This window comes from Hyphobacterium vulgare (assembly GCF_042643335.1).
In the GTDB taxonomy this organism is placed as follows: Bacteria; Pseudomonadota; Alphaproteobacteria; order Caulobacterales; family Maricaulaceae; genus Hyphobacterium; species Hyphobacterium vulgare.
Window position 1 is genome coordinate 206842 of sequence record NZ_JBHRSV010000019.1, and the last position, 22416, is coordinate 229257.

23 protein-coding genes and 2 riboswitches are annotated in these 22416 nt (G+C 66.0%); of the genes, 8 read left to right on the forward strand and 15 right to left on the reverse strand.

Annotated features, from left to right (window positions below; all coding sequences use genetic code 11):
* The first annotated feature begins 4 nt into the window (after positions 1-4).
* The 6 genes from argS to ACFOOR_RS10590 all read left to right on the forward strand — a co-directional run bounded on the left by argS (position 5) and on the right by ACFOOR_RS10590 (position 7235).
* Complete coding sequence (gene argS / locus ACFOOR_RS10565; protein ID WP_343164334.1) at positions 5-1768, forward strand: arginine--tRNA ligase; 1764 nt, start codon at positions 5-7, stop codon at positions 1766-1768.
* Positions 1769-1823: 55 nt separating this feature from the next.
* Positions 1824-1914: riboswitch (glycine riboswitch) on the forward strand.
* Positions 1915-1917: 3 nt separating this feature from the next.
* Positions 1918-2014, forward strand: a riboswitch (glycine riboswitch).
* 49 nt (positions 2015-2063) lie between these two features.
* Positions 2064-3158 carry a glycine cleavage system aminomethyltransferase GcvT gene (gene gcvT / locus ACFOOR_RS10570; protein WP_343164335.1) on the forward strand — a complete coding sequence of 365 codons (1095 nt, stop codon included), beginning with the start codon at positions 2064-2066 and terminating at the stop codon, positions 3156-3158.
* A gap of 26 nt (positions 3159-3184) precedes the next feature.
* Positions 3185-3550, forward strand: coding sequence for a glycine cleavage system protein GcvH (gene gcvH, locus ACFOOR_RS10575; protein WP_343164336.1), 366 nt, complete (start codon positions 3185-3187; stop codon positions 3548-3550).
* 144 nt (positions 3551-3694) lie between these two features.
* Complete coding sequence (gene gcvPA, locus ACFOOR_RS10580; RefSeq protein WP_343164337.1) at positions 3695-5038, forward strand: aminomethyl-transferring glycine dehydrogenase subunit GcvPA; 1344 nt, start codon at positions 3695-3697, stop codon at positions 5036-5038.
* A 163-nt stretch (positions 5039-5201) separates the two neighbouring features.
* A complete protein-coding gene (gene gcvPB / locus ACFOOR_RS10585) occupies positions 5202-6767 on the forward strand; it encodes an aminomethyl-transferring glycine dehydrogenase subunit GcvPB (protein ID WP_343164338.1) in 1566 nt (521 codons plus the stop codon).
* A gap of 159 nt (positions 6768-6926) precedes the next feature.
* A complete protein-coding gene (locus ACFOOR_RS10590; RefSeq protein ID WP_343164339.1) occupies positions 6927-7235 on the forward strand; it encodes a hypothetical protein in 309 nt (102 codons plus the stop codon).
* Positions 7236-7308: 73 nt separating this feature from the next.
* On the opposite strand, the gene ACFOOR_RS10595 is transcribed toward ACFOOR_RS10590, so the two are convergent.
* From ACFOOR_RS10595 to ACFOOR_RS10635, 9 genes are all read right to left on the reverse strand, one after another.
* Positions 7309-7803 carry a F0F1 ATP synthase subunit B family protein gene (locus ACFOOR_RS10595; RefSeq protein ID WP_343164340.1) on the reverse strand — a complete coding sequence of 165 codons (495 nt, stop codon included), beginning with the start codon at positions 7801-7803 and terminating at the stop codon, positions 7309-7311.
* A 10-nt stretch (positions 7804-7813) separates the two neighbouring features.
* Positions 7814-8386 carry a F0F1 ATP synthase subunit B family protein gene (locus ACFOOR_RS10600; RefSeq protein ID WP_343164341.1) on the reverse strand — a complete coding sequence of 191 codons (573 nt, stop codon included), beginning with the start codon at positions 8384-8386 and terminating at the stop codon, positions 7814-7816.
* A gap of 79 nt (positions 8387-8465) precedes the next feature.
* The gene (locus ACFOOR_RS10605) at positions 8466-8693 is read right to left on the reverse strand and encodes a F0F1 ATP synthase subunit C (RefSeq protein WP_039718586.1); all 228 of its coding nucleotides are present in this window, start codon (positions 8691-8693) and stop codon (positions 8466-8468) included.
* 53 nt (positions 8694-8746) lie between these two features.
* Positions 8747-9520: a F0F1 ATP synthase subunit A gene (locus tag ACFOOR_RS10610; RefSeq protein ID WP_343164342.1), complete on the reverse strand. Its 774-nt coding sequence runs from the start codon at positions 9518-9520 to the stop codon at positions 8747-8749.
* Between the two features lie 41 nt (positions 9521-9561).
* On the reverse strand, positions 9562-9897 hold the full coding sequence (locus ACFOOR_RS10615; RefSeq protein WP_343164343.1) for an AtpZ/AtpI family protein: 336 nt from the start codon (positions 9895-9897) through the stop codon (positions 9562-9564).
* A 113-nt stretch (positions 9898-10010) separates the two neighbouring features.
* Positions 10011-13445: a chromosome segregation protein SMC gene (gene smc, locus ACFOOR_RS10620; RefSeq protein ID WP_343164344.1), complete on the reverse strand. Its 3435-nt coding sequence runs from the start codon at positions 13443-13445 to the stop codon at positions 10011-10013.
* A 68-nt stretch (positions 13446-13513) separates the two neighbouring features.
* Entirely contained in the window at positions 13514-14242 is a 729-nt protein-coding gene (locus tag ACFOOR_RS10625; RefSeq protein WP_343164345.1) for a thioredoxin domain-containing protein, read from the reverse strand.
* Positions 14235-15047, reverse strand: a complete 813-nt coding sequence (locus ACFOOR_RS10630) for a thioredoxin domain-containing protein (RefSeq protein ID WP_343164346.1) — start codon at positions 15045-15047, stop codon at positions 14235-14237. The genes ACFOOR_RS10625 and ACFOOR_RS10630 overlap by 8 nt, the downstream gene beginning before the upstream one ends.
* 13 nt (positions 15048-15060) lie before the next feature.
* A complete protein-coding gene (locus ACFOOR_RS10635) occupies positions 15061-15570 on the reverse strand; it encodes a DUF721 domain-containing protein (RefSeq protein ID WP_343164347.1) in 510 nt (169 codons plus the stop codon).
* A gap of 48 nt (positions 15571-15618) precedes the next feature.
* On the opposite strand from ACFOOR_RS10635, the gene mutY reads away from it, so the two are divergent.
* Positions 15619-16665 carry an A/G-specific adenine glycosylase gene (gene mutY, locus ACFOOR_RS10640; protein WP_343164348.1) on the forward strand — a complete coding sequence of 349 codons (1047 nt, stop codon included), beginning with the start codon at positions 15619-15621 and terminating at the stop codon, positions 16663-16665.
* Positions 16666-16746: 81 nt separating this feature from the next.
* Here mutY and ACFOOR_RS10645 read toward each other — a convergent pair whose 3' ends face one another.
* The 6 genes from ACFOOR_RS10645 to ACFOOR_RS10670 all read right to left on the reverse strand — a co-directional run bounded on the left by ACFOOR_RS10645 (position 16747) and on the right by ACFOOR_RS10670 (position 21625).
* On the reverse strand, positions 16747-17829 hold the full coding sequence (locus ACFOOR_RS10645; RefSeq protein WP_343164349.1) for a site-specific DNA-methyltransferase: 1083 nt from the start codon (positions 17827-17829) through the stop codon (positions 16747-16749).
* Between the two features lie 52 nt (positions 17830-17881).
* The gene (locus tag ACFOOR_RS10650; protein ID WP_343164350.1) at positions 17882-18469 is read right to left on the reverse strand and encodes a ribonuclease HII; all 588 of its coding nucleotides are present in this window, start codon (positions 18467-18469) and stop codon (positions 17882-17884) included.
* Positions 18470-18536: 67 nt separating this feature from the next.
* Positions 18537-19469: a hypothetical protein gene (locus tag ACFOOR_RS10655; RefSeq protein ID WP_343164351.1), complete on the reverse strand. Its 933-nt coding sequence runs from the start codon at positions 19467-19469 to the stop codon at positions 18537-18539.
* Positions 19470-19520: 51 nt separating this feature from the next.
* On the reverse strand, positions 19521-20624 hold the full coding sequence (locus tag ACFOOR_RS10660; RefSeq protein ID WP_343164386.1) for a PA0069 family radical SAM protein: 1104 nt from the start codon (positions 20622-20624) through the stop codon (positions 19521-19523).
* A gap of 126 nt (positions 20625-20750) precedes the next feature.
* Entirely contained in the window at positions 20751-21308 is a 558-nt protein-coding gene (locus tag ACFOOR_RS10665; protein WP_343164352.1) for an SRPBCC family protein, read from the reverse strand.
* The gene (locus ACFOOR_RS10670; protein WP_343164353.1) at positions 21305-21625 is read right to left on the reverse strand and encodes an ArsR/SmtB family transcription factor; all 321 of its coding nucleotides are present in this window, start codon (positions 21623-21625) and stop codon (positions 21305-21307) included. Before ACFOOR_RS10670 ends, ACFOOR_RS10665 begins: the two co-directional genes overlap by 4 nt.
* A gap of 115 nt (positions 21626-21740) precedes the next feature.
* Between ACFOOR_RS10670 and ACFOOR_RS10675 the strand changes: the two genes are divergently transcribed.
* Positions 21741-22355: a hypothetical protein gene (locus ACFOOR_RS10675; protein ID WP_343164354.1), complete on the forward strand. Its 615-nt coding sequence runs from the start codon at positions 21741-21743 to the stop codon at positions 22353-22355.
* The last annotated feature ends 61 nt before the right edge of the window (positions 22356-22416 follow it).

Below are 22416 nucleotides of genomic sequence, written 5' to 3' on the forward strand. Positions count from 1 at the left end.
GCTCGTGGCGTCCATTGCAGACATCCTGACGCGCCGGGCCGGAGCGGCCTTCGCTGCGCAAGGCCTGCCGGACTCGCTCGGCCGGGTCGTGGAATCCGGCCGTCCGGATCTCGCGCCCTATCAGTGCAATGGCGCGATGGCAGCCGCGAAGATTGCCGGCAAGCCCCCGCGCGCGATCGCCGAGGCGGTCGCCGCGGCGCTCGAAGGCGACGACCTGATTGAGGCGGTCGAGATTGCCGGGCCGGGCTTCATCAATCTGACGCCGAAGACGCATGTCTACGCGATGCGCGCTGCCGAGATCGCGGGTGATGCGCTGGCAGGTGCGGAGCCGGTTGCGGTGCCGCGCGGCGTGGTGATCGATTTCGGCGGACCGAATGTCGCCAAGCCGATGCATGTCGGACACCTGCGCTCGTCGATCATCGGCGACAGCCTGCAGCGCCTGTTCCGTTTCCGCGGCGACCGGGTGACCAGCGACGTCCATCTCGGCGACTGGGGCCTGCAGATGGGCCAGCTGATCACCGAAGTCGCACGCGTGATGCCGGACCTGCCCTATTTCGACGCCAGCTTCACCGGGCCCTATCCCGACGAATCGCCCGTCACGATGGACGATCTCCAGCTGCTCTATCCGCGCGCCTCGGCGGCGTGCAAGGAAGACAAGGCGCGGCTGGAAGAAGCGCGCCAGGCGACCCGCGAACTGCAGGCCGGCCGGGCCGGATATGTTGCGCTGTGGCGGCATTTCGCGGCCGTTTCCAAGGCGGCGCTCGAAACCGATTTCGCGGCGCTCGGCGTGCATTTCGACCTGTGGAAGGGCGAAAGCGATGTCGATGCGCTGGTCCCCGGCATGGTCGAGGATCTGAAGTCGCGCGGCGTCACGCACGAGGACCAGGGCGCGTGGATCATTCCCGTTGCCCGCGAGGACGAGAAGCGCGAGCTGCCGCCCTTCCTGCTCCTGAAATCGGACGGAGCCGCGCTCTACGAGACGACCGATCTCGCGACCATTCTCGACCGCAAGAAGGAGCAGGATCCCGACCTGATCCTCTATGTCGTCGATGCGCGTCAGGCCGATCATTTCGAGAAGGTTTTCCGCGCCGCCGACAAGGCCGGCTATTTCGACCGCACCCAGCTGGAGCATATCGGCTTCGGCACGATGAACGGGCCGGACGGCAAGCCGTTCAAGACGCGCGAAGGCGGCGTCCTGAAACTCTCCGACCTGATCCGCATGGCGACCGACAAGGCGCGCGCGCGCCTCGAGGAAGCCGGGCTGGGCCAGGAGGGCGACGCCGAGGAGCGCGAGGCAGTGGCCCGGGCGGTCGGTATCGCGGCGATCAAGTTCGCCGACCTCTCCAATCTGCGGACCACGAACTACATCTTCGACCTCGACCGCTTCGTGGCGTTCGAGGGCAAGACCGGCCCCTACCTGCTCTACGCCGCGGTGCGTATCAAATCGATGATGCGCAAGGCGAAGGATCAGGGCGTCGCGCCGGGCGAGATTGTCATCGGCGCCGATGAGGAAGCCGCGCTGGTCCGCGCGCTCGACGGTTTCGCGCTCGCGGCTTCGGAAGCTTATGACAAGCGTTCGCCCAACTATCTGTGCGACCATGCCTTCACGCTGGCGCAGGCGTTCTCGAAATTCTACGCCAACTGCCCGGTGCTCGGGGCCGAGGACGAGGCCGTGAAGGCCTCGCGCCTGGCGCTGGCCGCGCTGACGCTGAAGCAGCTCGAAACCGTGTTTTCGCTGATCGGGATCGACGCGCCGGAACGCATGTAGGGCGGCATATCCCGCGATTGACTCCTATACGCCATGCCGTAAACGTGGCGCCTCGACCGCCCCCGCGGGAGAGACCGGCAAAAAAGGCCGGCGCCGAAGGCGCAACCGCCCCGGAAACGCTCAGGCCGAAGGACCGCGGGACGCGTAAACGCTGGAAAGCGGGTGCGGGCAACCGCATCCCACCGACGGAGCAAGCGGGCCGGGTTCGCCGGGCGCCGCGGAATCTCTCAGGTCATGAAGACAGCGGGGGCGGCTTGGGCTAACCAAGCGCGCCGTAACCCGTCTGGAGACCTGAATGTCCGACGCCAACCTTCATCACACGCCGCTCGACGCGCTGCATATCGAGCTGGGTGGACGCATGGTGCCCTTCGCCGGCTATTCGATGCCGGTGCAGTACGAAGGCATCATGGCCGAGCACAATCACACGCGTGACGCTGCCGGCCTGTTCGATGTCTCGCACATGGGCCAGGCGCGCTATACCGGCGACGAGAGTGCGCTGGAAAAGCTGATCACCGCCGATCTGACGGCGCTGCAGCCGGGCGAACAGAAATACACGCTGCTGCCGAACGAGCAGGGCGGCATCCTCGACGATCTGATGGTCTCGCGCCCCGACGCCGACGGCGTCTTCCTGGTGGTCAATGCCGCCACGAAGGAAGCCGATTTCGCGCGAATCGCGAAGGCGACGCAGGGCAAGGGCACGCTGGAAGTGCTCGCCGACCGCGCGCTGCTGGCGCTGCAGGGCCCCAAGGCGAAGGACGTGATGGCGCGCCTCGCTCCGGACGCCGCCAATATGGTCTTCATGCAGTGCGGCCATTTCGACCTTCTCGGCACCGGCGCGATCATCTCGCGCTCCGGTTATACCGGCGAGGACGGGTTCGAGATTTCCATTCCGGCCGCCGAAGCCGAACGCGTTGCTCGCGCGCTGCTGGCCGAGCCGGAAGTGAAGCCGATCGGTCTGGGTGCGCGAGACTCGCTGCGCCTCGAGGCCGGGCTCTGCCTCTATGGCCATGACATGGACGAGACCAAGACGCCGGTCGAGGCCACGCTGATGTGGGCGGTCGCCAAGCCGCGCCGCGAGCGCAAGGACTTCCCGGGCGCCGATACGGTCATGGCGATGTTCGCCGATGGACCGCAGCGCAAGCGGGTCGGCTTCACCATGGCCGGTGCGCCGGCGCGCGAAGGCGCGGAAATCGTCAAGGACGGCAACACGATCGGTGTTGTCACCTCCGGCGGGTTCGGCCCGACGGTGGGCGGACCGGTGGGCATGGCCTATGTCGACACCGAGTTCGCCGCGCCCGGCACCGAAATCGAGATCCTCGTGCGCGACAAGGCCCGTCCGGCCACGATCGCGAAAATGCCGTTTGTCGAACAACGCTATTATCGCGGCTGAGGGGCCGCATCAGGGAAGGGAAGATCATGAGCACCCATTTCACCAAGGACCATGAGTGGATCCGCGTCGAAGGCGACGAGGCCGTCGTGGGCATTACTGCCTATGCTGCCGAACAGCTGGGCGATGTCGTTTTTGTGGAGCTGCCGGCGACCGGCAAATCCTTCAGCCAGGGCGACGAGATGGCCGTGGTCGAGTCCGTGAAAGCCGCCTCTGAAGTCTATGCGCCGGTCTCCGGCGAGGTCGTCGCGGTCAATGACGCGCTCGAAGACGCACCGCAAACCGTCAACGAAGCGCCGGCCGGCGAGGGCTGGTTCGTGCGCATCAAGCTGGCCGACAAGTCCCAGCTCGACGGCCTGATGGACGAAGCCGCCTACAAGCAGCACATCGCCTGAGATTGACCCGCCGACCGGTTTCCTCCCCTGCGAAGCGGGGGAGGGGGACCGCGAAGCGGTGGAGGGGGCAAGCCCCCTCGGCCCTCCGGGCCACTCCCCCCGTGAACGGGGGGAGACACGCGAAAAGGACAGAGCCCTAGCCCGATGCGTTACCTCCCGCTGACTCCGCAGGACCGTGCGGACATGCTTGCCAGGATCGGCGTCAAGTCGATCGACGACCTGTTCACCGACGTGCCGCAGGCGGCGCGCCTCGGCGGCACGGTCGATTTGCCCAACCACATGACCGAGCTCGAGGTCGAGCGGCATGTCTCGAAGCTGGCGGCGAAGAACACGCCGGCCTCGTCCGTGCCCTTCTTCGTCGGCGCGGGGGCTTACAAGCACCACGTTCCGTCGACGGTGGATCACCTGATCCAGCGCTCGGAATTCCTCACGGCCTACACGCCGTACCAGCCGGAAATCAGCCAGGGCACGTTGCAGACCCTGTTCGAATTCCAGACCCAGGTCGCGCTCCTGACCGGCATGGATGTGGCCAATGCCTCCATGTATGACGGCTCGACAGCGTGCGGCGAGGCCGTGGTGATGGCCAGCCGGGTGACGAAGCGGAAGAAGGCGGTGCTCGCCGGTTCGCTGCACCCGCACTATGCCGACACCACCAAGACGCTGTGCAAGTATCTCGACATTGACGTCGTGTCCGAGCCGGCCCGCCATGACGGGCTGGGCAAGCTGCTCGACCACATCACCGAGGAGACGGCCTGCGTCGTCGTTCAGACGCCGGACGTGTTCGGCCGCCTGCACGACCTCGAACCGGTTGTGAAGGCTGCGCACGACAAGGGCGCGCTGGTGATCGCCGTCTTCACCGAGCCGGTGTCGCTCGGCCTTGTGAAGTCGCCGGGCGAAATGGGCGCGGACATCTGTGTCGGCGAAGGGCAGGGGATCGGCGTCGGCCTCAATTTCGGCGGACCCTATGTCGGCCTGTTCGCGTGCAAGAACGACCGCAATTTCATCCGCAACCTGCCGGGGCGTCTTGCCGGCGAGACCGTCGATGCCGATGGCCGCCGCGGTTTCGTTCTGACCTTGTCGACGCGCGAGCAGCACATCCGCCGCGAAAAGGCGACGTCGAACATCTGCACCAATTCGGGTCTGTGCGCGCTGGCCTTCACGATCCACATGACGCTGCTGGGCGAGAAGGGCCTGAGGCAGCTGGCCCGTCTCAATCACGAGACGGCCTGCGACCTTGCCGACCGGCTGACCTCGGTCCCGGGTGTCGAGCTTTTGACCGACCGCTTCTTCAACGAATTCTCGCTGAAGCTGCCGAAGCCCGCCGCGGGCGTCGTCGATGCGCTGGTGGAAAAGGGCGTGCTGGGCGGGGTTCCCGCGAGCCGCCTCTTCCCGGGCGCGCTTGAAGACGTGCTGATCGTGGCTGCCACCGAAACCAATACCGAGGCCGATCTCACGGCCTTCGCCGATGCGCTGAAAGAGGTGCTGTGATGAACGCAGCAACCGCTTTCTCCCTCCCCCCGCGGGGGAGGGACGGGGTGGGGGGCGTTCCGGAGTTCGCCATCACCACCGGTTCTGAAGTCGTTTTACACCCCACCCTGACCCTCCCCTCAAGGGGAGGGAATGGCGCTGGCGCAGTCATCGAGGACGCGACATGCCTTTGAACACCCAAGGACGCCCGACCCGCATGGCCGAGAATCTCTCGACCGGCGGCTATGCCGACACCTTCTCCGGCTCGCGCGGTCTCGATCAGTCCGAACCGCTGATCTTCGAACGCGGCCGCACCGACAATACCGGTGTCGACCTGCCCGAGCCGAAGGGCATCAAGACCCGCCTCGGCGGTCTCGACCGCACGGCGGCGATCGGCCTGCCGGGCCTCGCCGAGCCGGAAGCGATGCGCCATTACGTCCGCCTGTCGCGGAAGAATTACGCCATCGATCTGGGGCTCTACCCGCTCGGCTCGTGCACGATGAAGCACAATCCGCGGCTGAACGAGAAGATGGCGCGCCTGCCGGGTCTCGCCGACATCCACCCGATGCAGCCGCAGCAAACGGTTGAAGGCGCGATCGAGCTGATGGGCGAGCTGGCCCACTGGCTGATGACGCTGACCAACACGCCCTGCGTCGCCCTGTCGCCGAAAGCCGGCGCGCATGGCGAATTGTGCGGCATGATGGCGATCCGCGCTGCGCTCGACGCGCGCGGCGAGACCAAGCGCCGCCGCGTGCTGGTGCCGGAATCGGCCCACGGGACGAACCCGGCGACGGCCGTGCAATGCGGCTTCACCACCGACGAGATCCCGGCCGATGCGACGGGCCGGGTCGATCTGGAAGCCCTCAAGGCCAAGCTGGGCGACGATGTGGCCGGCATCATGCTGACCAATCCGAACACCTGCGGCCTGTTCGAGCGCGACATCAAGGAAATCGCCGACCTGATCCACGAATCGGGCGGCTATTTCTACTGCGACGGGGCGAATTTCAACGCCATCGTCGGCCGCGTCCGCCCGGGCGATCTCGGCATTGATGCGATGCACATCAACCTGCACAAGACCTTCTCAACGCCCCATGGCGGCGGTGGCCCGGGGTCCGGCCCGACCGTCTTCTCCGAAGCGCTGGCGCCCTATGCGCCGGTGCCGCGGGTCGAGCAGACGAGCGAGGGCTGGCGCCTGATCGAGCAGGAAGCGGACGCCGATGGCGAACCCTTCGGCCGCATGACGGCCTTCCACGGCCAGATGGGGATGTTCTCGCGGGCGCTGACCTACATGCTGTCGCACGGCTCGGACGGGCTGAAGCAGGCCTCGGAAGACGCGGTGCTCAACGCCAACTACATCCTGGCGCGGCTGAAGCACGTCATGACGCCGGCCTTCGACGGCACCTGCATGCACGAGGCGCTGTTCGATGATCGCTTCCTGAAGGACACGGGCGTGACCACGCTCGACTTCGCCAAGGCGATGATCGACGAGGGCTATCACCCGATGACGATGTATTTCCCGCTCGTCGTCCACGGCGCGATGCTGATCGAGCCGACCGAGACCGAATCGAAATCGGGTCTCGACCGGTTCTGCGACGTGCTGGAAGCGCTGGCTGAAGCCGCCAAGGCCGGCGAGGCGGACCGATTCCGCAGCGCGCCGGTCCACGCCCCGACCAAGCGTCTCGACGAGACGCTGGCGGCGCGCAACCCGGTGCTGCGCTGGACTCCGCCTGTGGCCACTGCGGCCGAGTAGGCCCGAGCGAAACCGGAGCGGCTGTCTTTCCGTTCCTTCTTCACGGGAGGGACGGAGAGACGCCGCAATCCCGTCTCTTTCCCGGCCGATGTTGCAGTAACGTCCTATCCGCGGACGGTCCGGCACCCTATCTCAGGGACCGGTTGGAAAGTTGAGACGATGAACGAGACGCTTCGGCGCATGAATGGCCACCCGATCGGCAGCGCGATCGTCACCGTGTTCCGGATGATCGGCGCGGCGCTCGGCCTTGCGCTGGTGATTATTTCCATCCCGTTCGCGATCACGCCGATCCCGCTCGGCCTGCCGCTCTTCATCATCGGGGTGCTGCTGCTGGCCGGCAGTTCGAAGACGGCGCACCGGCACATCACCAATTTCCTGAAGCGCCATCCGGCGATCTGGAACCGCGTGAAAGGCCTGTTCGGCGGCGACAAGGACGAGGCCGAGACGCAGCGTCAGGCCGCAGAATAAGGTTCCGCCGATACGGCAAAGAAAAAGGCGGCCCGTCGGGCCGCCTTTCGTGTTTCAGGACTGAGGCCTGCGCCTAGTTGAGGCGCTGTTCCAGCGTTTCGAGATCAGCCTTGATCTGGTCGGAGATCTGCTTCTTCGACAGCTTCTCGCCGAGCAGCTTTGCCGCAGCGTCGACCGCGAGGTCGGCGGCCAGGGCGCGAATTTCCTGGGTGGCATGCACCTCGGCCTGAGCGATACGCTGTTCGGCCATGGCCGTGCGGCGGTCGAGGCGTTCGGCAAGTTCCTTGCGGGCTTCCGCGCGCATGGACTTCGCGTCCTTCTTGGCCTGGGCGACGATGGCGTCGGCTTCGGCCTCGGCTTCACGCTGCTTGCGCTGGAAGGAGGCGAGAAGCTCCTGGGCTTCCTCGCGCAGGCGCCGGGCCTCTTCAAGCTCCTTGCGGATCGTGTCGGCCCGGTTGTCGAGCATCTTGGCGATGGCACCCGGCACCTTTTGCCAGACGAGCACGCCGAAGAAGAGCACCAGGCCAACCATGGCCCAGAAAGTCGGATCGGAAAGTAGGTAAGCCATGTCGATCCTCCTAGCGGGCCGATGTGTCGGGCAGGGCGGCTTCGGCGTCGGCTTCGCTCACCGTCAGACCCGACAGGTGTTCGGCGATCTGCGCGGCCGTCGAAGCGGCAATGCCGCGCACTTCGCCGAGCGCCTTCTTGCGGGCCTTGTCCAGCGTCTTTTCCGATTCCGCGGTGCGTTCGGCCAGTTCGGCCTCGAGCGCAGCGGTTTCCTCGGCAATCTCGGCGGAGACCTTGGCCTTGGTTTCCACGGCCAGGGCGTGCGCCTTGGCCCGGGCATCGGCCAGCGACTTCTCGTAGGCGTCCCGCGTCTCGTCGGCCTGGGCCTTGAGTTGCTGGGCGGTGTCGAGATCGTCGGCCACGCGGTCGCGGCGTTCCTCGATGATCGAGCCGATCCGGGGCAGGATCCAGCGCGACATCAGGACGTAGAAAATCGTGAAGAAGATCGCCAGCCAGAAAAGCTGGGAGGCGAAATAGGTCGGGTCGAACGGCGGGAAGGCGCCGGAAGCGCCGTGTTCCGCACCGTGCTCGGCTGCCTGTTCGGCACCCGGGGCGGCTTCGATGACCGTTTCGATGAGCGTCATGGGACGTCTCTTCTATGGCTCAAGGCCGGCGGAACGCGTGCGTTCCGCCGGCAAGACCGTCAGTTAAGCAATGCCGTCCTTAGACGACGAACAGCAGCAGCAGGGCGATCAGCAGCGAGAAGATGCCCAGGGCTTCCGTCACGGCGAAGCCGAAGATCAGGTTGCCGAACTGCTGCTGGGCAGCGGCCGGATTGCGCATGGCGCCCTGAAGGAAGGACCCGAAGATGTTGCCCACGCCGATGGCGGCGCCCAGCATGCCCAGGCAGGCCAGACCGGCACCGATGAATTTCGCGGCTTCCGCTTCCATGTGATTGCTCCTCTTGGATGGATTGCGGTTGAAGAAGAAACGTCCCGTCCGGATCAGTGTCCCGGGTGCAGGGCGTCGTTGAGGTAGATGCAGGTCAGGATCGCGAAGACATAGGCCTGCAGGAAGGCGACAAGGAATTCGAGTGCGGTCAACGCCACGACCATGAAGAGCGGCAGCGCGGCTCCGAGGAAGCCGAGCACGCCGGCCGTGCCCATCATGATGACGAAGCTGGCGAAGACCTTCAGGAGGATGTGGCCCGCCAGCATGTTGGCGAACAGACGCACGGAGAGGCTGAGCGGACGCGAGAGGAAGGAAATCACCTCGATCGGCGTCACGATGGCATAGAGCGGAAGCGGCACGCCCGACGGTACGAAGAGCTTCAGGAATTTGAAGCCGTTCTTCCACACGCCGTAGCCCACGACGATGACCATGACGAGCATGGACAGGGCAAACGTCACGATGATGTGGCTGGTCACCGTAAAGCCATGCCAGCCGGGGGCCGGCATGTAGTGCATCATGCCCAGCATGTTCAGCGTCAGGATGAACATGAAGAGGGTGAAGACGAAGGGGAAGAAGCGCAGGCCTTCGGTGCCCGCCGTCGAACGGATCATGCCCGCGACGAATTCGTAGAGCAGTTCTGCGATCGACTGGCCGCGGCCGGGAACCAGGGCACGCTTCGTGGTGGCCAGTGCCATCAGCAGGGTCACGCCCGCGACGGCCAGGAACATGAAGTAGCTGGAATTGGTGAAGGACAGGTCGATGCCATTCACTTCCATGGGAAGCACGGGATGGACTTCGAACTGTCTGATCGGGTTGGTGTCTGCCACGCCCGGCCCCTTCTGACCTGCGAAGAACGCGCGCGTTCTTCCTATTTTTTCGCGCCGGTGTCGCCACTGGCGTTGATGTCACGTGCGGCCCGGACGACATTCAGCGTCCCCGCCGCAAAACCCAGTAACAGCCCGACGATCAGCCCCCAGGGCGTCCAGCCGAGCAGTCTGTCCACGACCAGACCGCCGCCCGCTCCGACCAGAACCCCGGCGAAGAAGTCGCTGCCGTAGCGCAGTCCGATGGACCAGCCGCTGCGGCTCGGGTTCCGGCGCTCCTCCTCGACGCGTCTGGCTTCAAGCTTGGCGTTGAGACGCCGCTCGAAATCCGAGGCCTTGTCGCGGGGATCGCTATGGTTCGATTCGTCTTGGTCAGACATGATATTCCGTACCCGCCAGGCCCCCCGGCGAGCGCGCGCAAGCTAGACAAGGGGTCTGCCCAAGTCAAGCAATGCGCATGCATAGCTAAATTCTTGAAATGCTGTGCCTTTTATTACTCAGCGGCGATCAGTGTCTCGGCCTTCCGGAGATCGACCGAAACCAGCTGCGACACGCCGCGCTCGGCCATGGTCACGCCGTAGAGGCGGTCCATGCGCGACATGGTCAGCGGATTGTGGGTGATCACGAGGAAGCGCGTCTCGGTCAGGCGGCGCATTTCGTCGAGCATGCGGCAGTAGCGATCGACATTCGCGTCATCAAGCGGCGCATCGACTTCGTCGAGTACGCACACCGGAGCCGGGTTCGACAGGAAGACGGCAAAGATCAGCGCCGAGGCCGTCAGCGCCTGCTCGCCGCCCGACAGAAGCGCCATGTTTTCCAGCTTCTTGCCCGGCGGGCAGGCGTAGATTTCAAGGCCGGCTTCCAGCGGATCGTCGCTTTCGGTCAGGCGCAGTTCGGCACGCCCGCCCTCGAACAGGGTCTCGAACAGCTTGCGGAAATGCCCGTCGACCCTCTCGAAGGCTTCCAGAAGGCGCGCCCGGCCTTCGCGGGACAGCGCGTCGATACCCTTGCGCAGCCGGTCGATCGCCGCGAGCAGGTCTTCGCGTTCCCTGGTCAGCTCGGTGCTCTTTGCCTGCAGCTCCTGCGCTTCCTCGTCGGCGCGCAGATTGACCGCACCGAGGCGTTCCCGGCTCTGGCGCGCCGTGTCGAGCCGGCGTTCGAGATCGTCGAGGTCGAGTTCGAGATGCTTTTCCTCGACCTGTTCCTTCAGGGCTTCGGGTCCCGCGCCACAGGCGTCGCTCAGGCGATCGGCGGTCTCCTCGAGGCGTTCGCGGGCGCCGGTCAGGCGGGCTTCGTCGGCGGCGCGGGCTTCGCGCGCGGCGGAGGCTTCGCGCTCGGCGGCGCGGGCCGCGGCATCGGCGCCGCGGGCGCCATCCTCGGCACTGAGCACGGCTTCGCGGGCGTCATTCGCCTTGCGCTCGGCGCGTTCCAGCGCGTCCGACAGCGTATCGAGTTTGGCTTCGATTTCCGCCGGGCGGTCCTCAAGCGCGGTACGGGCGGTCTCGGCCTCGGTCACTTCGCTGCGCAGTGCGCCGATGCGGTCGCCTGCCGCGGCGGCACGGCGGGTCCAGTCCTCGCGTTCGCGGCGCGCGGCGTCGAGTTTCTGCTTGCGTGCGGTCGCCTCGCGATGGGCGACGTCATAGGCGGTGCGCGCATCATCGGCGGCGCGGCGGGCACGTTCGGCTTCGTCACGCGCCTTCACCAGTTCGGCTTCGGCTTCGGTATTGCCTTCGGCCGCAGTGAATTTGGCCTCGGCCTCCGCCAGTGCGGCTTCGGCCTCCTGCTTTTCACCGGTCAGGCGGGTGATTTCGGCATCGAGCGAGGCTCGGCGTTCGGCTTCGCGCGCAGCGGTTTCCCGGGCGCGTGACAAGGCCGTCATCGCCTCGCGGGCCGTCCGGTCGGCCGGGCTGATCGCGGCGCGCGCCTGGCCTTCGGCGTCACGAGCCGTGCGCAGGGTTTCGGCGGCGGCCTCGGCAATGCCCAGCACTTCGGCCATGCGGGGCTGGAGCGTTTCCAGCTCGCCGCGGGCCTCGTCGAGCCGGTTGCGCTGTTCGAGACGGGCTGCGGCCGCGGACGGTGCGTCGGCGCGGGCAGCATAGCCGTCCCAGCGCCAGACATCGCCCTCCCTGGTGACGAGGCGCTGACCGGGTTTCAGCTGCTTCGCCAGCGCTTCGGCCTTGCCGGCGTCCACGACACCGATCGCGTCAAGACGGGCGGCGAGTTCTTTCGGCGCAGTGACATGTTTCGACAGCGGCGCCGCACCGGCGGGCAGGGCGTCGGCGCGGATATCCGAGACAGACCAGTGGCGGCCGGCAAAGGGATCGAGCGAAGCGTCGAGATCCTCGCCCAGCGCTGCCCCGAGCGCCTTTTCGAAACCGGGGGCCGCACGAATCGCGTCGAGGGCGCGATTCTCCACTGCTTCCTGCGCCAGCATGCGTTCGAGCGCAGCGATCTCGCGTTCCAGCGCAGAGCGCTCACCCTCGGCTTCTCGGCGCGCGTCGATGGCGGTGCGCTCGGCATCCTCCGCCTCCCGGCGTGCCGATTCCGCGGCTTCAAGCGTTTCGCGGGCGGCGGCGAGTTCGGCTTCGGCACTTTTCAGTGCGGCCTCGGCGGTTTCGGGCGCTTCGCCGAACATCTCGCCGAGGTCGGCGCGGGCGGTTTCTGCGGTTTCGAGCTGGCGCGTCAGCTTTTCGAGGCGCTGACGATGCGTCTCGACATCGCGCCGCGCTGAATCGCGCGCGGCATGGAGCGCGGCGACGGTGCGAGAGGCGGCGTCGAGCGCCTCGTCCTTCTTGCGGCGCCGGGCCTCGGCATCGCCGCGCACCGCTTCGGCACCAGCCAGCGCCGTCTCCTCGTGTGAGGCGGCGTCTTCGAGCGCCTTTACGTCGGCGACGGCCCGTTCGGCAGCGGCCAGGGCGTCCTCGTGCAGCGCTGCTTCGCGTTCGATCGAGGCGGCGAGATCCTTCAGGCGCGAATCGAGGGCTTCGATATTCCGGCTGACGTCCGCGGCGTCGCGCTGGAGCGTATCGCGTTCGCGTTCGAGCCGACGCAGCGCGGCGCTCGCCTCGGCTTCGGCGGTACGAGCGGGTTCGAGCGAAGCCGCGGCGGCTTCGGCGGCGGACAATGCGGCAGCGGCCTTGCGAATCGCTTCTTCGGCAGCCGATCGGGTTTCGGCCATGCGCGCTTCGGCCGTGTTCACCGCGTCGCGGGCGTCCTGCCAGCGCTTAAGCCACAGCGCGGCTTCGAGTGCGCGGATGTCGCCGGAGAGATTGCGGTAGCGGGCGGCCTGGCGTGCCTGTCGCTGCAGCGCTTCGTGACGCGCTTCGAGGTCGTCGATCACGTCCTGCAGCCGGTCGAGATTCGATTCGGCCCCCTTCAGGCGCAATTCCGATTCGTGGCGGCGGGCGCGCAGGCCTGCGACGCCGGCGGCCTCTTCCAGAACGCGGCGGCGATTCTCGGGCTTGGCGGCTATCAGTTCGCTGATCTGGCCCTGGCGTACCAGAGCCGGAGAATTTGCGCCGGTGGAGGCGTCGGCAAACAGCAACTGCACGTCCTTGGCGCGGACTTCCTCGCCATTGACCTTGTAGAGCGAGCCCGCACCGCGCGTGATGCGGCGGATCACTTCCAGCGAGGCATGGTCGTTGAAACGGGCCGGGGCTGTGCGGTCGGAATTATCGACGGTGAGGACGACCTCGGCCCGGTCGCGCGAGGGGCGAGCGTCGGTGCCGGAGAAGATCACATCTTCCATGCCCGAGCCGCGCAGTGACTTGGCCGATGTGGCCCCCATCACCCAGCGCAGGGCTTCGAGCAGGTTGGACTTGCCGCAGCCATTGGGCCCGATGATTCCCGTGAGGCCCGGCTCGATGCGCAGCTCGGCCGGGTCCACGAAGGACTTGAATCCAATGAGTTTGAGTGCCGTGAACTTCACGGTGCCTCCGCCGGACCCCGGGCGGATGTCACCACCCGTCCCTTACACATCACTGCCCTTGGCGGATGTCATTCCCCCGCCTGATTCAGGAAGTGAAGAATGATTCGGCGGAAAGAGTCTGCATCGCCATTCGTCGGGATGATCTCGCCGTCGATTCGCAGCGGCTCTCCGTCGGCATGCCAGACATAGCCCTGACCGTCCGGCGCGGCGCCGGTGGCGACAAGCACGCCGTTGAAAAAGAAGGACGGGGTGCCATTCACGCCGTCGGTGATCGCCTGTTCGTGCTCGGCCACGACGGCTTGCAGCACGTCCTGATTTTCAAGGCAGGCGTCGAACGCCGCTTCGTCCATGCCCAGCGCGCTGGCGATCTGGAGATATTGCGGACGCGGCCCGCCATTGCGCGCGGCTTCGAAGATGGCGTGCTGTTCCTCGAACAGCAGGTGGATGGCGTCGAAATAGAGATCCGGGTCGGCGCAGCGCGCGGTCATGAAGCCAGCCATCGCCAGCCGCGGCTCGCCGGTCAGCATTTCGCGCAGGATGAAGCGGACTTCGCCGGTCGCGATGAACTCGTCCGACAGCATCGCCCAGTTGTCTTCGTACCAGTGCGCGCAATGCGGGCAGGCGACCGAGGCGTACTCGATCATCAACAGCGGAGCGTCTGCGTCGCCAAGCGCCCAGTCGCCCTCTCTTTCCATGCCGGGATTCCCGGCCGGAGCGGCGGTGTCGTCCTGGGCAAGGGCGGGGGCGGTGAAGGTCACCGCGCCGGCGATTGCGGCAATCTGCAGAAGCTTATTCACCGGTGACACCCTCGCCTTCGGTTTCTGCTTCGGCCTCTTCAGCGGGGGCCGGAGCGGACCCACCGACTTCGGCCAGCATGTAGTTCAGCAGGCTGCGGAAAGTCGCCTCATCGACGCGGCCCGGAACCGGTTCGCCATCGATCAGGATCAGTTCGTCGCCCCAGAAATAGACGTTCTGGCCATTGGAGCGGCGGGCCTCGAGCATTTCGCCATTGATCACGAAGAGCGGGGTCGAGTTGATGCCGTCCTCGATCGCCTGATCGTGAGCGTCACGCACCGACTGGCGGTGTTCCTCATTGTCGAGGCAGGCGTCGAATTCGGCTTCGCTCATGCCGGCGGTGCGTGCGACCGACAGGAGTTCTGCGCGGGCACCGCCCGGCTGGCGGGCCGACTGGAAGATCGCGATCTGCTGCTGGAACAGCAGGTCGATCATGCCGAAATACTCTTCTTCCGGCACGCAGCGCGTCATCATGAAGCCGGCCATGGCGATCGGCGCGGAGCCGGTCAGCATTTCGCGCATCACGAAGCGGACTTCCCCGTCCTCGATGAATTCCTCGCGGATCATCGGAAAGACTTCTTCGTGGAAGTCGCGGCAATGCGGGCAGGCGACGGAGGAGTATTCGACCACGGTCAGCGGCGCATCGGCGCTGCCGATCGCACGGTCGCCGGCGCGCTCATACTGGGTGCGCGGCCCGGACGTGCCCGATGCACTGCCCGGGTCGTTTCCCCCGCCACAGGCGGCCAGAGCGGTAGAGGCGGCGAGTGCCGCGATCGTGAACAGCCGTCGATTGGCGAACATGGTCATGCTTCCTGTCCTGTCAGCTTTCGCGGGCGCGTACACCGCGCCCGAATTTTTCCAAGGCGGAGTTTAGCCGGGCTTCGGCATCCGTCTCCACCCCTTCTCGCACGGTTTCTGCCTTGTGTGGCGTTGTTGCGGCAGATGCCGCGGCCGGACGGTTCGGACGGCCCTGCCGGATGCGGATCTTCACCGGGGCCGATTTCCCCGCGAACTGGGCGACGCGCTGAAGGATGCGGCGCGATTCCGCCTCGATCACGGCGGCGGCGGGGCCGCGTGCGGTGACATAGAGCGTGCCGCCGCGAACGGAATCGGGCGAACACCATTGCGCCAGCGTCTCGCCAACAATTTCCGGCCAGTGCCGCGCCAGGGCATCGGCGCCGGGGCCGAATTTCTCCGACAGGGGTTTCAGGATCTTGCCGGCGGCCCGTCCGGCGCTCGGCGGTCCGGAAAAGGCCGCCTTGCCGCGACGCTGTGCCAGATAGCGCGCGGCGGCGGATTCCAGGCTGATCGAGCGGGGCGGCGTTTTCATGCACACCATCCTTGTCCGGGAGCGGGGGTCCGCACAAGTTCTGCGGCAATGACAAAGCTGTCACGGGACACCATCCGGCGTCTGCGCCGCGAGCTGCTGGACTGGTATGACCGGTCCGGGCGGAGGCTGCCGTGGCGGATCCGTCCGGAAGACCGGACCGCGGGCCGCGTTGCCGACCCTTATGCGGTCTGGCTGTCGGAGATCATGTTGCAGCAGACGACCGTGCCGCATGCGACGCCCTACTGGCACCGATTCCTGCGGCGCTGGCCGAGCGTGGAAGCACTGGCCGCCGCGCCGGACGATGACGTGCTGACCGAGTGGGCGGGGCTCGGCTACTACGCGCGTGCCCGCAATCTGATTGCCTGCGCCCGTCAGGTCGCCGAACAGGGGGGTGCGTTTCCCGCCTCGATCGAGGGACTGAAGGCTCTCCCCGGGATCGGGGATTATACGGCGAACGCGATCCTGGCGGCCGCATTCGACAAGCCGGCAAGCGTCGTCGATGGCAATGTCGAGCGCGTCATGACGCGGGTCTTCCGGATCGAGACGCCGCTGCCCAAGGCCAAGCCGGAAATCACCGAGATCGCCGCGGAAATCGCCGACCCGGACCGGCCGGGCGACTACGCCCAGGCGATCATGGATCTGGGTGCGACGATCTGCATGCCGCGCTCACCGGCCTGCGGTCTTTGTCCGTGGCGCCCCGATTGCGCGGCGCAGTCCGCCGGGGTGCAGACGGACTACCCGAAAAAGATCGCGAAGACAGCCAAGCCGGCTCGGCGCGGGATCGTCTGGCGGATCGAGCGCGATGGCAGGGTCTGGATCCGGAAGCGTCCCGAATCCGGACTGCTCGGCGGCATGATGGAAGTGCCGGGTTCGGACTGGACGGCAGAAACGCCCGAGGCGGATCCGCCGGTTCCGGCGATATGGGAAACATTGCCCGAAGTACGGCATGTCTTCACGCATTTCGCGCTGACGCTGGAGGTGCGCCGGGCCGTGGCGCCGGAGGGGTGGGAGCCGGCCGAGGGTATCTGGGCCGATCTCGACCGGCTCGATTCCTACCCCCTGCCGAGCGTGTTCCGGAAAGTGCTGGTGCTTTAAACCATGGGGTTCCCGCGAAAGCGGGAATCCGAAACGAGGTGCAAGCGTCAGGTCCCCATTTTCATGGGGACCCCAACAAGATCACACCGTCATCGTCTCGCGGATCTGGGCGCGCAGCGTGTCGAGCGGCTGGAAGCCGCCGCGCACGCGGACATGCCAGAAGGTCCAGCCATTGCAGGACGGGGCTTTCTGGATTTCCGCGCCGACCTTGTGGATCGAGCCTGTGGACCGGCCGGAGATCAGCGTGCCGTCGGCGCGGACGCGGGCGGTACGTTCGCCGCGCGGGCAGTAGAGCGTGTCGCCCGGCTTGACCATGCCGCGCTCGACCAGGTTTCCGAACGGGATGCGCGGTTCGGCGCGTTTCGACTGCGTCACCGTGAGGACTTCGCGCGTCGCCGGCGAGATCGACGCGATGCGCTCGCGGGCGATGGCGGCATAGTCCCTGTCGCGCTCGATTCCGATGAAATGGCGGCCGAGGCGTTTGGCGGCCGCACCCGTGGTTCCGGAACCGAAGAAGGGATCGAGCACGAGATCGCCCGGATTGGTCGTCGCCAGCAGGACGCGGTGCAGCAAGGATTCGGGCTTCTGCGTCGGGTGCGCCTTCTTGCCGTCGGCCAGCTTCAGGCGCTCGCCGCCGGAACAGATCGGCAGCGTCCAGTCGGAGCGCATCTGCACGCCGTCATTGAGCGCCTTCATCGCGGCATAGTTGAAGGTCGGCTTCGCATCCTTGGTCTTGGCCGCCCAGATCAGCGTTTCGTGGGCATTGGTGAAGCGGGTGCCCTTGAAGTTCGGCATCGGGTTCGACTTGCGCCAGATCACGTCATTCATGATCCAGAAGCCCATGTCCTGCAGGAAGGTGCCGAGCCGGAAGATGTTGTGATAGGTGCCGATCACCCAGATACCGCCATCGGGTTTCAGAAGGCGGTGCGCCTCTTCCAGCCAGGCGCAGGTGAACAGGTCGTAGTCGTCGTGATTGCCGATCTGGTCCCATTCGGCATCGACCGCGTTCACGCGGGAATTGTCCGGGCGGTGCAATTCCCCGCCGAGCTGGAGATTGTAGGGCGGGTCGGCGAAGACCAGGTCCACGCAGGCGTCCGGCAGGGCCTGCATCGCGTCGACGCATTCCGCTTCGATAATCTGGTCAATCGGAAGATCGTCCCGCATCGGCCCCGCTCCATCCCGTTTTTTCTGAGGGGGCAGAATCCGGCGGTTATGTCTAACGCGGGGTTAAACCGAGTGCGCGCTGGGCGATGGGTGCAAAGCTCATACGGTGAATCGGGCAGGGGCCGTTCCGGGCAATCGCCGCCATGTGAGCGGCCGTGCCATAACCCTTGTGAGCGGCAAAACCGTAGCCCGGCCAGCGATGGTCGGCCCGCTGCATCAGGGCATCACGCAGCGTCTTGGCCACAATCGACGCCGCCGAAATCTCGGCGATGCTGGCATCGCCGCCGATAATCGCCTCGCCGTCGCAATCGAGCCGGTCGGGCACGCGGTTGCCGTCAATGAGCGCGCGGTCAGGGCGAAGTGGCAAGGACCAGAGCGCGCGGCACATCGCGATCATCGTCGCCTGCAGGATGTTGATGCGATCGATTTCCTCGGGCTCGGCAATGCCCACCCCGATATGGGCTGCCTCGCGGATCAGAGGAAGAAGCGCATGGCGCCGGGCCTCGCTCAACGTCTTCGAGTCGCCGAGTCCCGTCACCGAGTGACCGGGCCTGAAGACCACGGCCGCAGCGACCACCGGTCCCGCGAGCGGGCCGCGCCCGGCTTCGTCAATTCCGGCGATGAGGGAGTATGTGGGCATGCAAATTCCCTCGCCCAAGCGGCGGGAGTGTTCAAGTGGGAGGGGCAGAGGGCTGCCCGCGCAAGTGTCAGCCGTTCGGCGACAAAGGCGGGGAAGACTGAGGCGGCCGGTCTGCCGGCTCCGGTGGGCTTGTCACCTCGGGCTTTCTCGCAATGCCCCCGGTCAGATATCGCAGCCAGAACCAGACTGCCCCCAGCGGTACGCCAAGGGTGACGATCCATGGCTGGTAGATTCCGATTCGTGTGACTTCGACACCGGTCGCGACCCAGACCATCAGCTGCATCGACCAGCTGCCGCCGCCACCGTGTATTGCGGGCGCGAGCCAGGCGAACTGACCGAATGTCCAGCCGAACTGCACGGTTGGAACGGTAATGATCGCCGCGATCACCCATAGCCAGCGCCGTTTGATGCGCCGGATCCGGAAAATCGCCACGAGCGTCACGAGAATGATGAGGGGGAAGGCGATCCCGGCGGCAATCACGGCGAAGTGCGCCGGCGTCAGGCGTTCGGGCGGTGCCCAGGCGGCCGGGTTGGCCTCGGCATAATTGTAGCTCTCGATGTGGAGCGGTTCGCCGTCGCCCGTGACCAGCCGGATGAACACCGATATGACCTCGCCATTCTCATAGGTGAGGGCCCACTGGTTGGTGACGGTCCGCCGGGTGTCTCCCGTCGAAGCGGTGACTGTGTTCAGGTGGAAGGTGATGCGGTCGCTGCGGACCGGCGCTTCGTCGGGAAAGGCGGTCGCCATGTCCTCGAGCATGATCAGGCTGGCATCGGTCTGAAGGTGGGCGGCCAGCGAATCGAACACGGTTTCCGGCTGACGCGACAGCAGGGCCTCATAGGCTTGCGTGACCAGTGCCGATTCCTCGGCGGTCATGCTGCGATCGGCCATGTCCTCGATCTGCTCGGGAGATGCGCCCGGGCTGAATGGCTGGATGCGAACGCTGCAGGCGGACACGGCCAAGCCTGCCACCAGGACCAGAAACGCCCTCAATATCATTGCGATATGCCTCCCCGCGGCGACGCTAGAACGGCCGCGTCACGAGGGCAATCAGAACAGGGCCGCCTGATTCTTCGAGCCCAGCGGACGTTGGAAGAGATCGACGCGCAGGCCGGGGGCGGGGCGGTTCAATCCGATCCGCTCCACTGTGGCGCGGAAGCGGCGCGCGATGATCTGCGCGTAGGGACCGTCGCCGCGCTGGCGCTTGCCCCAGGTGGAATCGTACTCCTTCCCGCCGCGCGTCTGGCGGATCAGGCTCATCACATGGCTGGCGGAATCCGGCCGCGCCGTGGCCAGCCATTCCTTGAACAGATCCTTGATCTCCTGCGGCAGGCGCAGCAGCACATAGCCCGCGCTTCTCGCCCCGGCCTCGGCGGCGGCTTCGAGGATTTTTTCGAGTTCCCGGTCGGTCAGGGCCGGAATGACCGGCGCGGCCATCACCGTCACGGGGATACCGGCCGCGCTGAGGCCGCGGATGGCGTCGAGCCGTTTCGAAGGTGTCGCAGCGCGCGGCTCCATGTCGCGCGCCAGTCGGCGGTCGAGCGTTGTCACCGAGATCGCGGCCCGCACCAGGCCCTTCGCCGCCATCGGGGCGAGGATGTCGAGATCGCGCAGGATCAGCGCCGATTTGGTAATCAGGCTGACCGGGTGGTTGAAGCGGGAAAAGACCTTGAGGAGTTCGCGCGTGATCTGCTGCTCGCGCTCGATCGGCTGATAGCAGTCCGTATTGGCACCGATCACGATGGGTTCGGGCCGGTATTTCGGGTGGAGGAAACGCTCTTCCAGAAGCTTCGGCGCGTCCGGCTTCACGAAGAGGACGCTTTCGAAGTCGAGGCCGGGCGAATAGCCCCAATAGGCGTGGCTCGGGCGGGCATAGCAGTAGATGCAGCCATGCTCGCAGCCGCGATAGGGGTTGATCGACCAGTCGAAGGAAATGTCCGGGCTGTCATTCCTGTTCACGATCGTCCGGGACGTGTCCTTGATCGTGACCGTGCGCAGCTGGCGCGGGACGGCATCATCGTCGGTCCAGCCATCGTCGAACGGCTCATAGGCGAATTTTTCGTATCGCCCGGTGACGTTCGACCGCGCGCCGCGGCCACGGATCAAGGGCTGGGACGTGCCGGTGAAGAAGGCCGTGCCGCCGGCATCTTCCATGCCGGCGGGCGGGCCTTCCGCCTCGGGGAGGGGTTCATAAACAGGGTCTTTCCGGTCCTCGCTCATGGGCAAGGACTATGTTCCTAGAGTGGGAACAATTCAAGAACAAAAATCGGAACGGCGATGTCAGATCGGCAGGCCGTAGCGGGTCGAATACTCCGCCTCCAGCCGTTCCAGCGTGGCCCAGAAGGGGAGTTCGGCTTCACCCGTCAGCACCGAGCGCAGCAGGTTGAGGTGGGCGTGCCACCCGGCCAGAACGCCAGCCTGGGAATCGACCTTGGCGAGATCGGTGTGGATCAGGACGAGGCGAACGCGGTCGCCCTCCTCCTCGAGTGAGAAGGTCACGTCAGACCAGTCGTCATTGCCTTCTTCCCACTTGAACCGCAGCAGGCGCGGGGGGATGGCCTCGACGATCTCGGCTTTCGTCGGGATCTCCGAATTGCCTTCCTTCGCATACTTCGCCGGCGGCCGGTCGTCGGGTCCGGTCAGATCGCCATTGCGGAAGATCAGCTGGGCTTCGCCGCCGGGTTTCAGATCCATCTTCCCCGCCGCAAGCCATTGTGCGCGCAGATCCGGTTCGACCAGAAAGGCCCAGACCTTCTCGATCGGGCCGGGCAATAGGCGTTCGAAACGCAGCGTCCCCGGCGGGGTGAAGCTGCCATTGTCGAGATGGGTGTCGGTCATTGCTTCGCTTCCTCGCTGAGCAGGGCTTCCAGCCGGTCGAGCCGGCCATTCCAGAGCGCGCGCTTCTCCGTGATCCAGCGCGCGAGCGCGTCTAGAGGTTCCGGGGAAAAGGCGATGCGGTGTTCCTTGCCTTCCCTCCGGCGGGTGACGAGTCCGGCTTCTTCCAGCACGCGGATATGCTTCGACACGGCGTTCAGCGACATGTCGAAGGGTTCGGCGATCTCGGTCACGCGCGCCTCGCCGCGCATCAGCCGGTCGAGAATCGCGCGCCGCGTCGGGTCGGACAGGGCATTGAAAGCGGTGTCGAGCGCTTGCATGTCGTCATTCAACTTAATGGTTGAATGAGAGTCAAGCGACGATCGAATCGAGTCGCCAGCCGGAAAATTCGGACTTATTATTCTCGCGTTCTCTTTCAGGGGGAGGGCTCTCCACATGTTGCGTATGACAATCGCGGCTGCCGTGCTGGCAGCGGTTTCCTTCAGCCTGGCCCAGGCGCAATCGTGCTGCGAACCGCCGAGCTGGGACTGGATCGAAAATGCAGAGACGGCTTCAACCGGCGTGACACCGCCGGCGACGGCCATGCTGGGTGAATTCGAAATCACCTTCGAAACGACAACGCTCGCCGAAGTGGCGGCATTCGCGGGCGGAGACGTGGCTCATGCGGGCGACGCGGCGGCCTCGCAGTACTGGCTTTGCTATACGCTTCCGGAATCACGCGTATGGGTGATTTCGAACGGCGAGATGGGCGGAACCAACCATGTCGTTACTGGCGTGGCGGTCGTATCCGACCCCTCCGGGGCCGAATTCGACGGCTGCCCGGCGGCGGAGTTCGAATCTTTGACCGTGTCCGGCGTCGGACTCGGCTCCGATGCGGCAGCGCTTGAGGCCGCCTTTGGTCCGGTCGCCGCGCAGACGGATCGCGGGTCGGTCTATTTCTCGATGGTGCCCGCCGCGATGGCAGATTTCACGATCGTTTTCGCCGCCGGCGCGCAGTTCGAGAATGACACCGTGCTGACGCTGCAGGTCAGCCACATCACGGCGAACTGACTATTTCTCCTCGCCCTTTGAGGCTCGCCGGACGATGTCCGGAAATTGATACCCGGGGTTC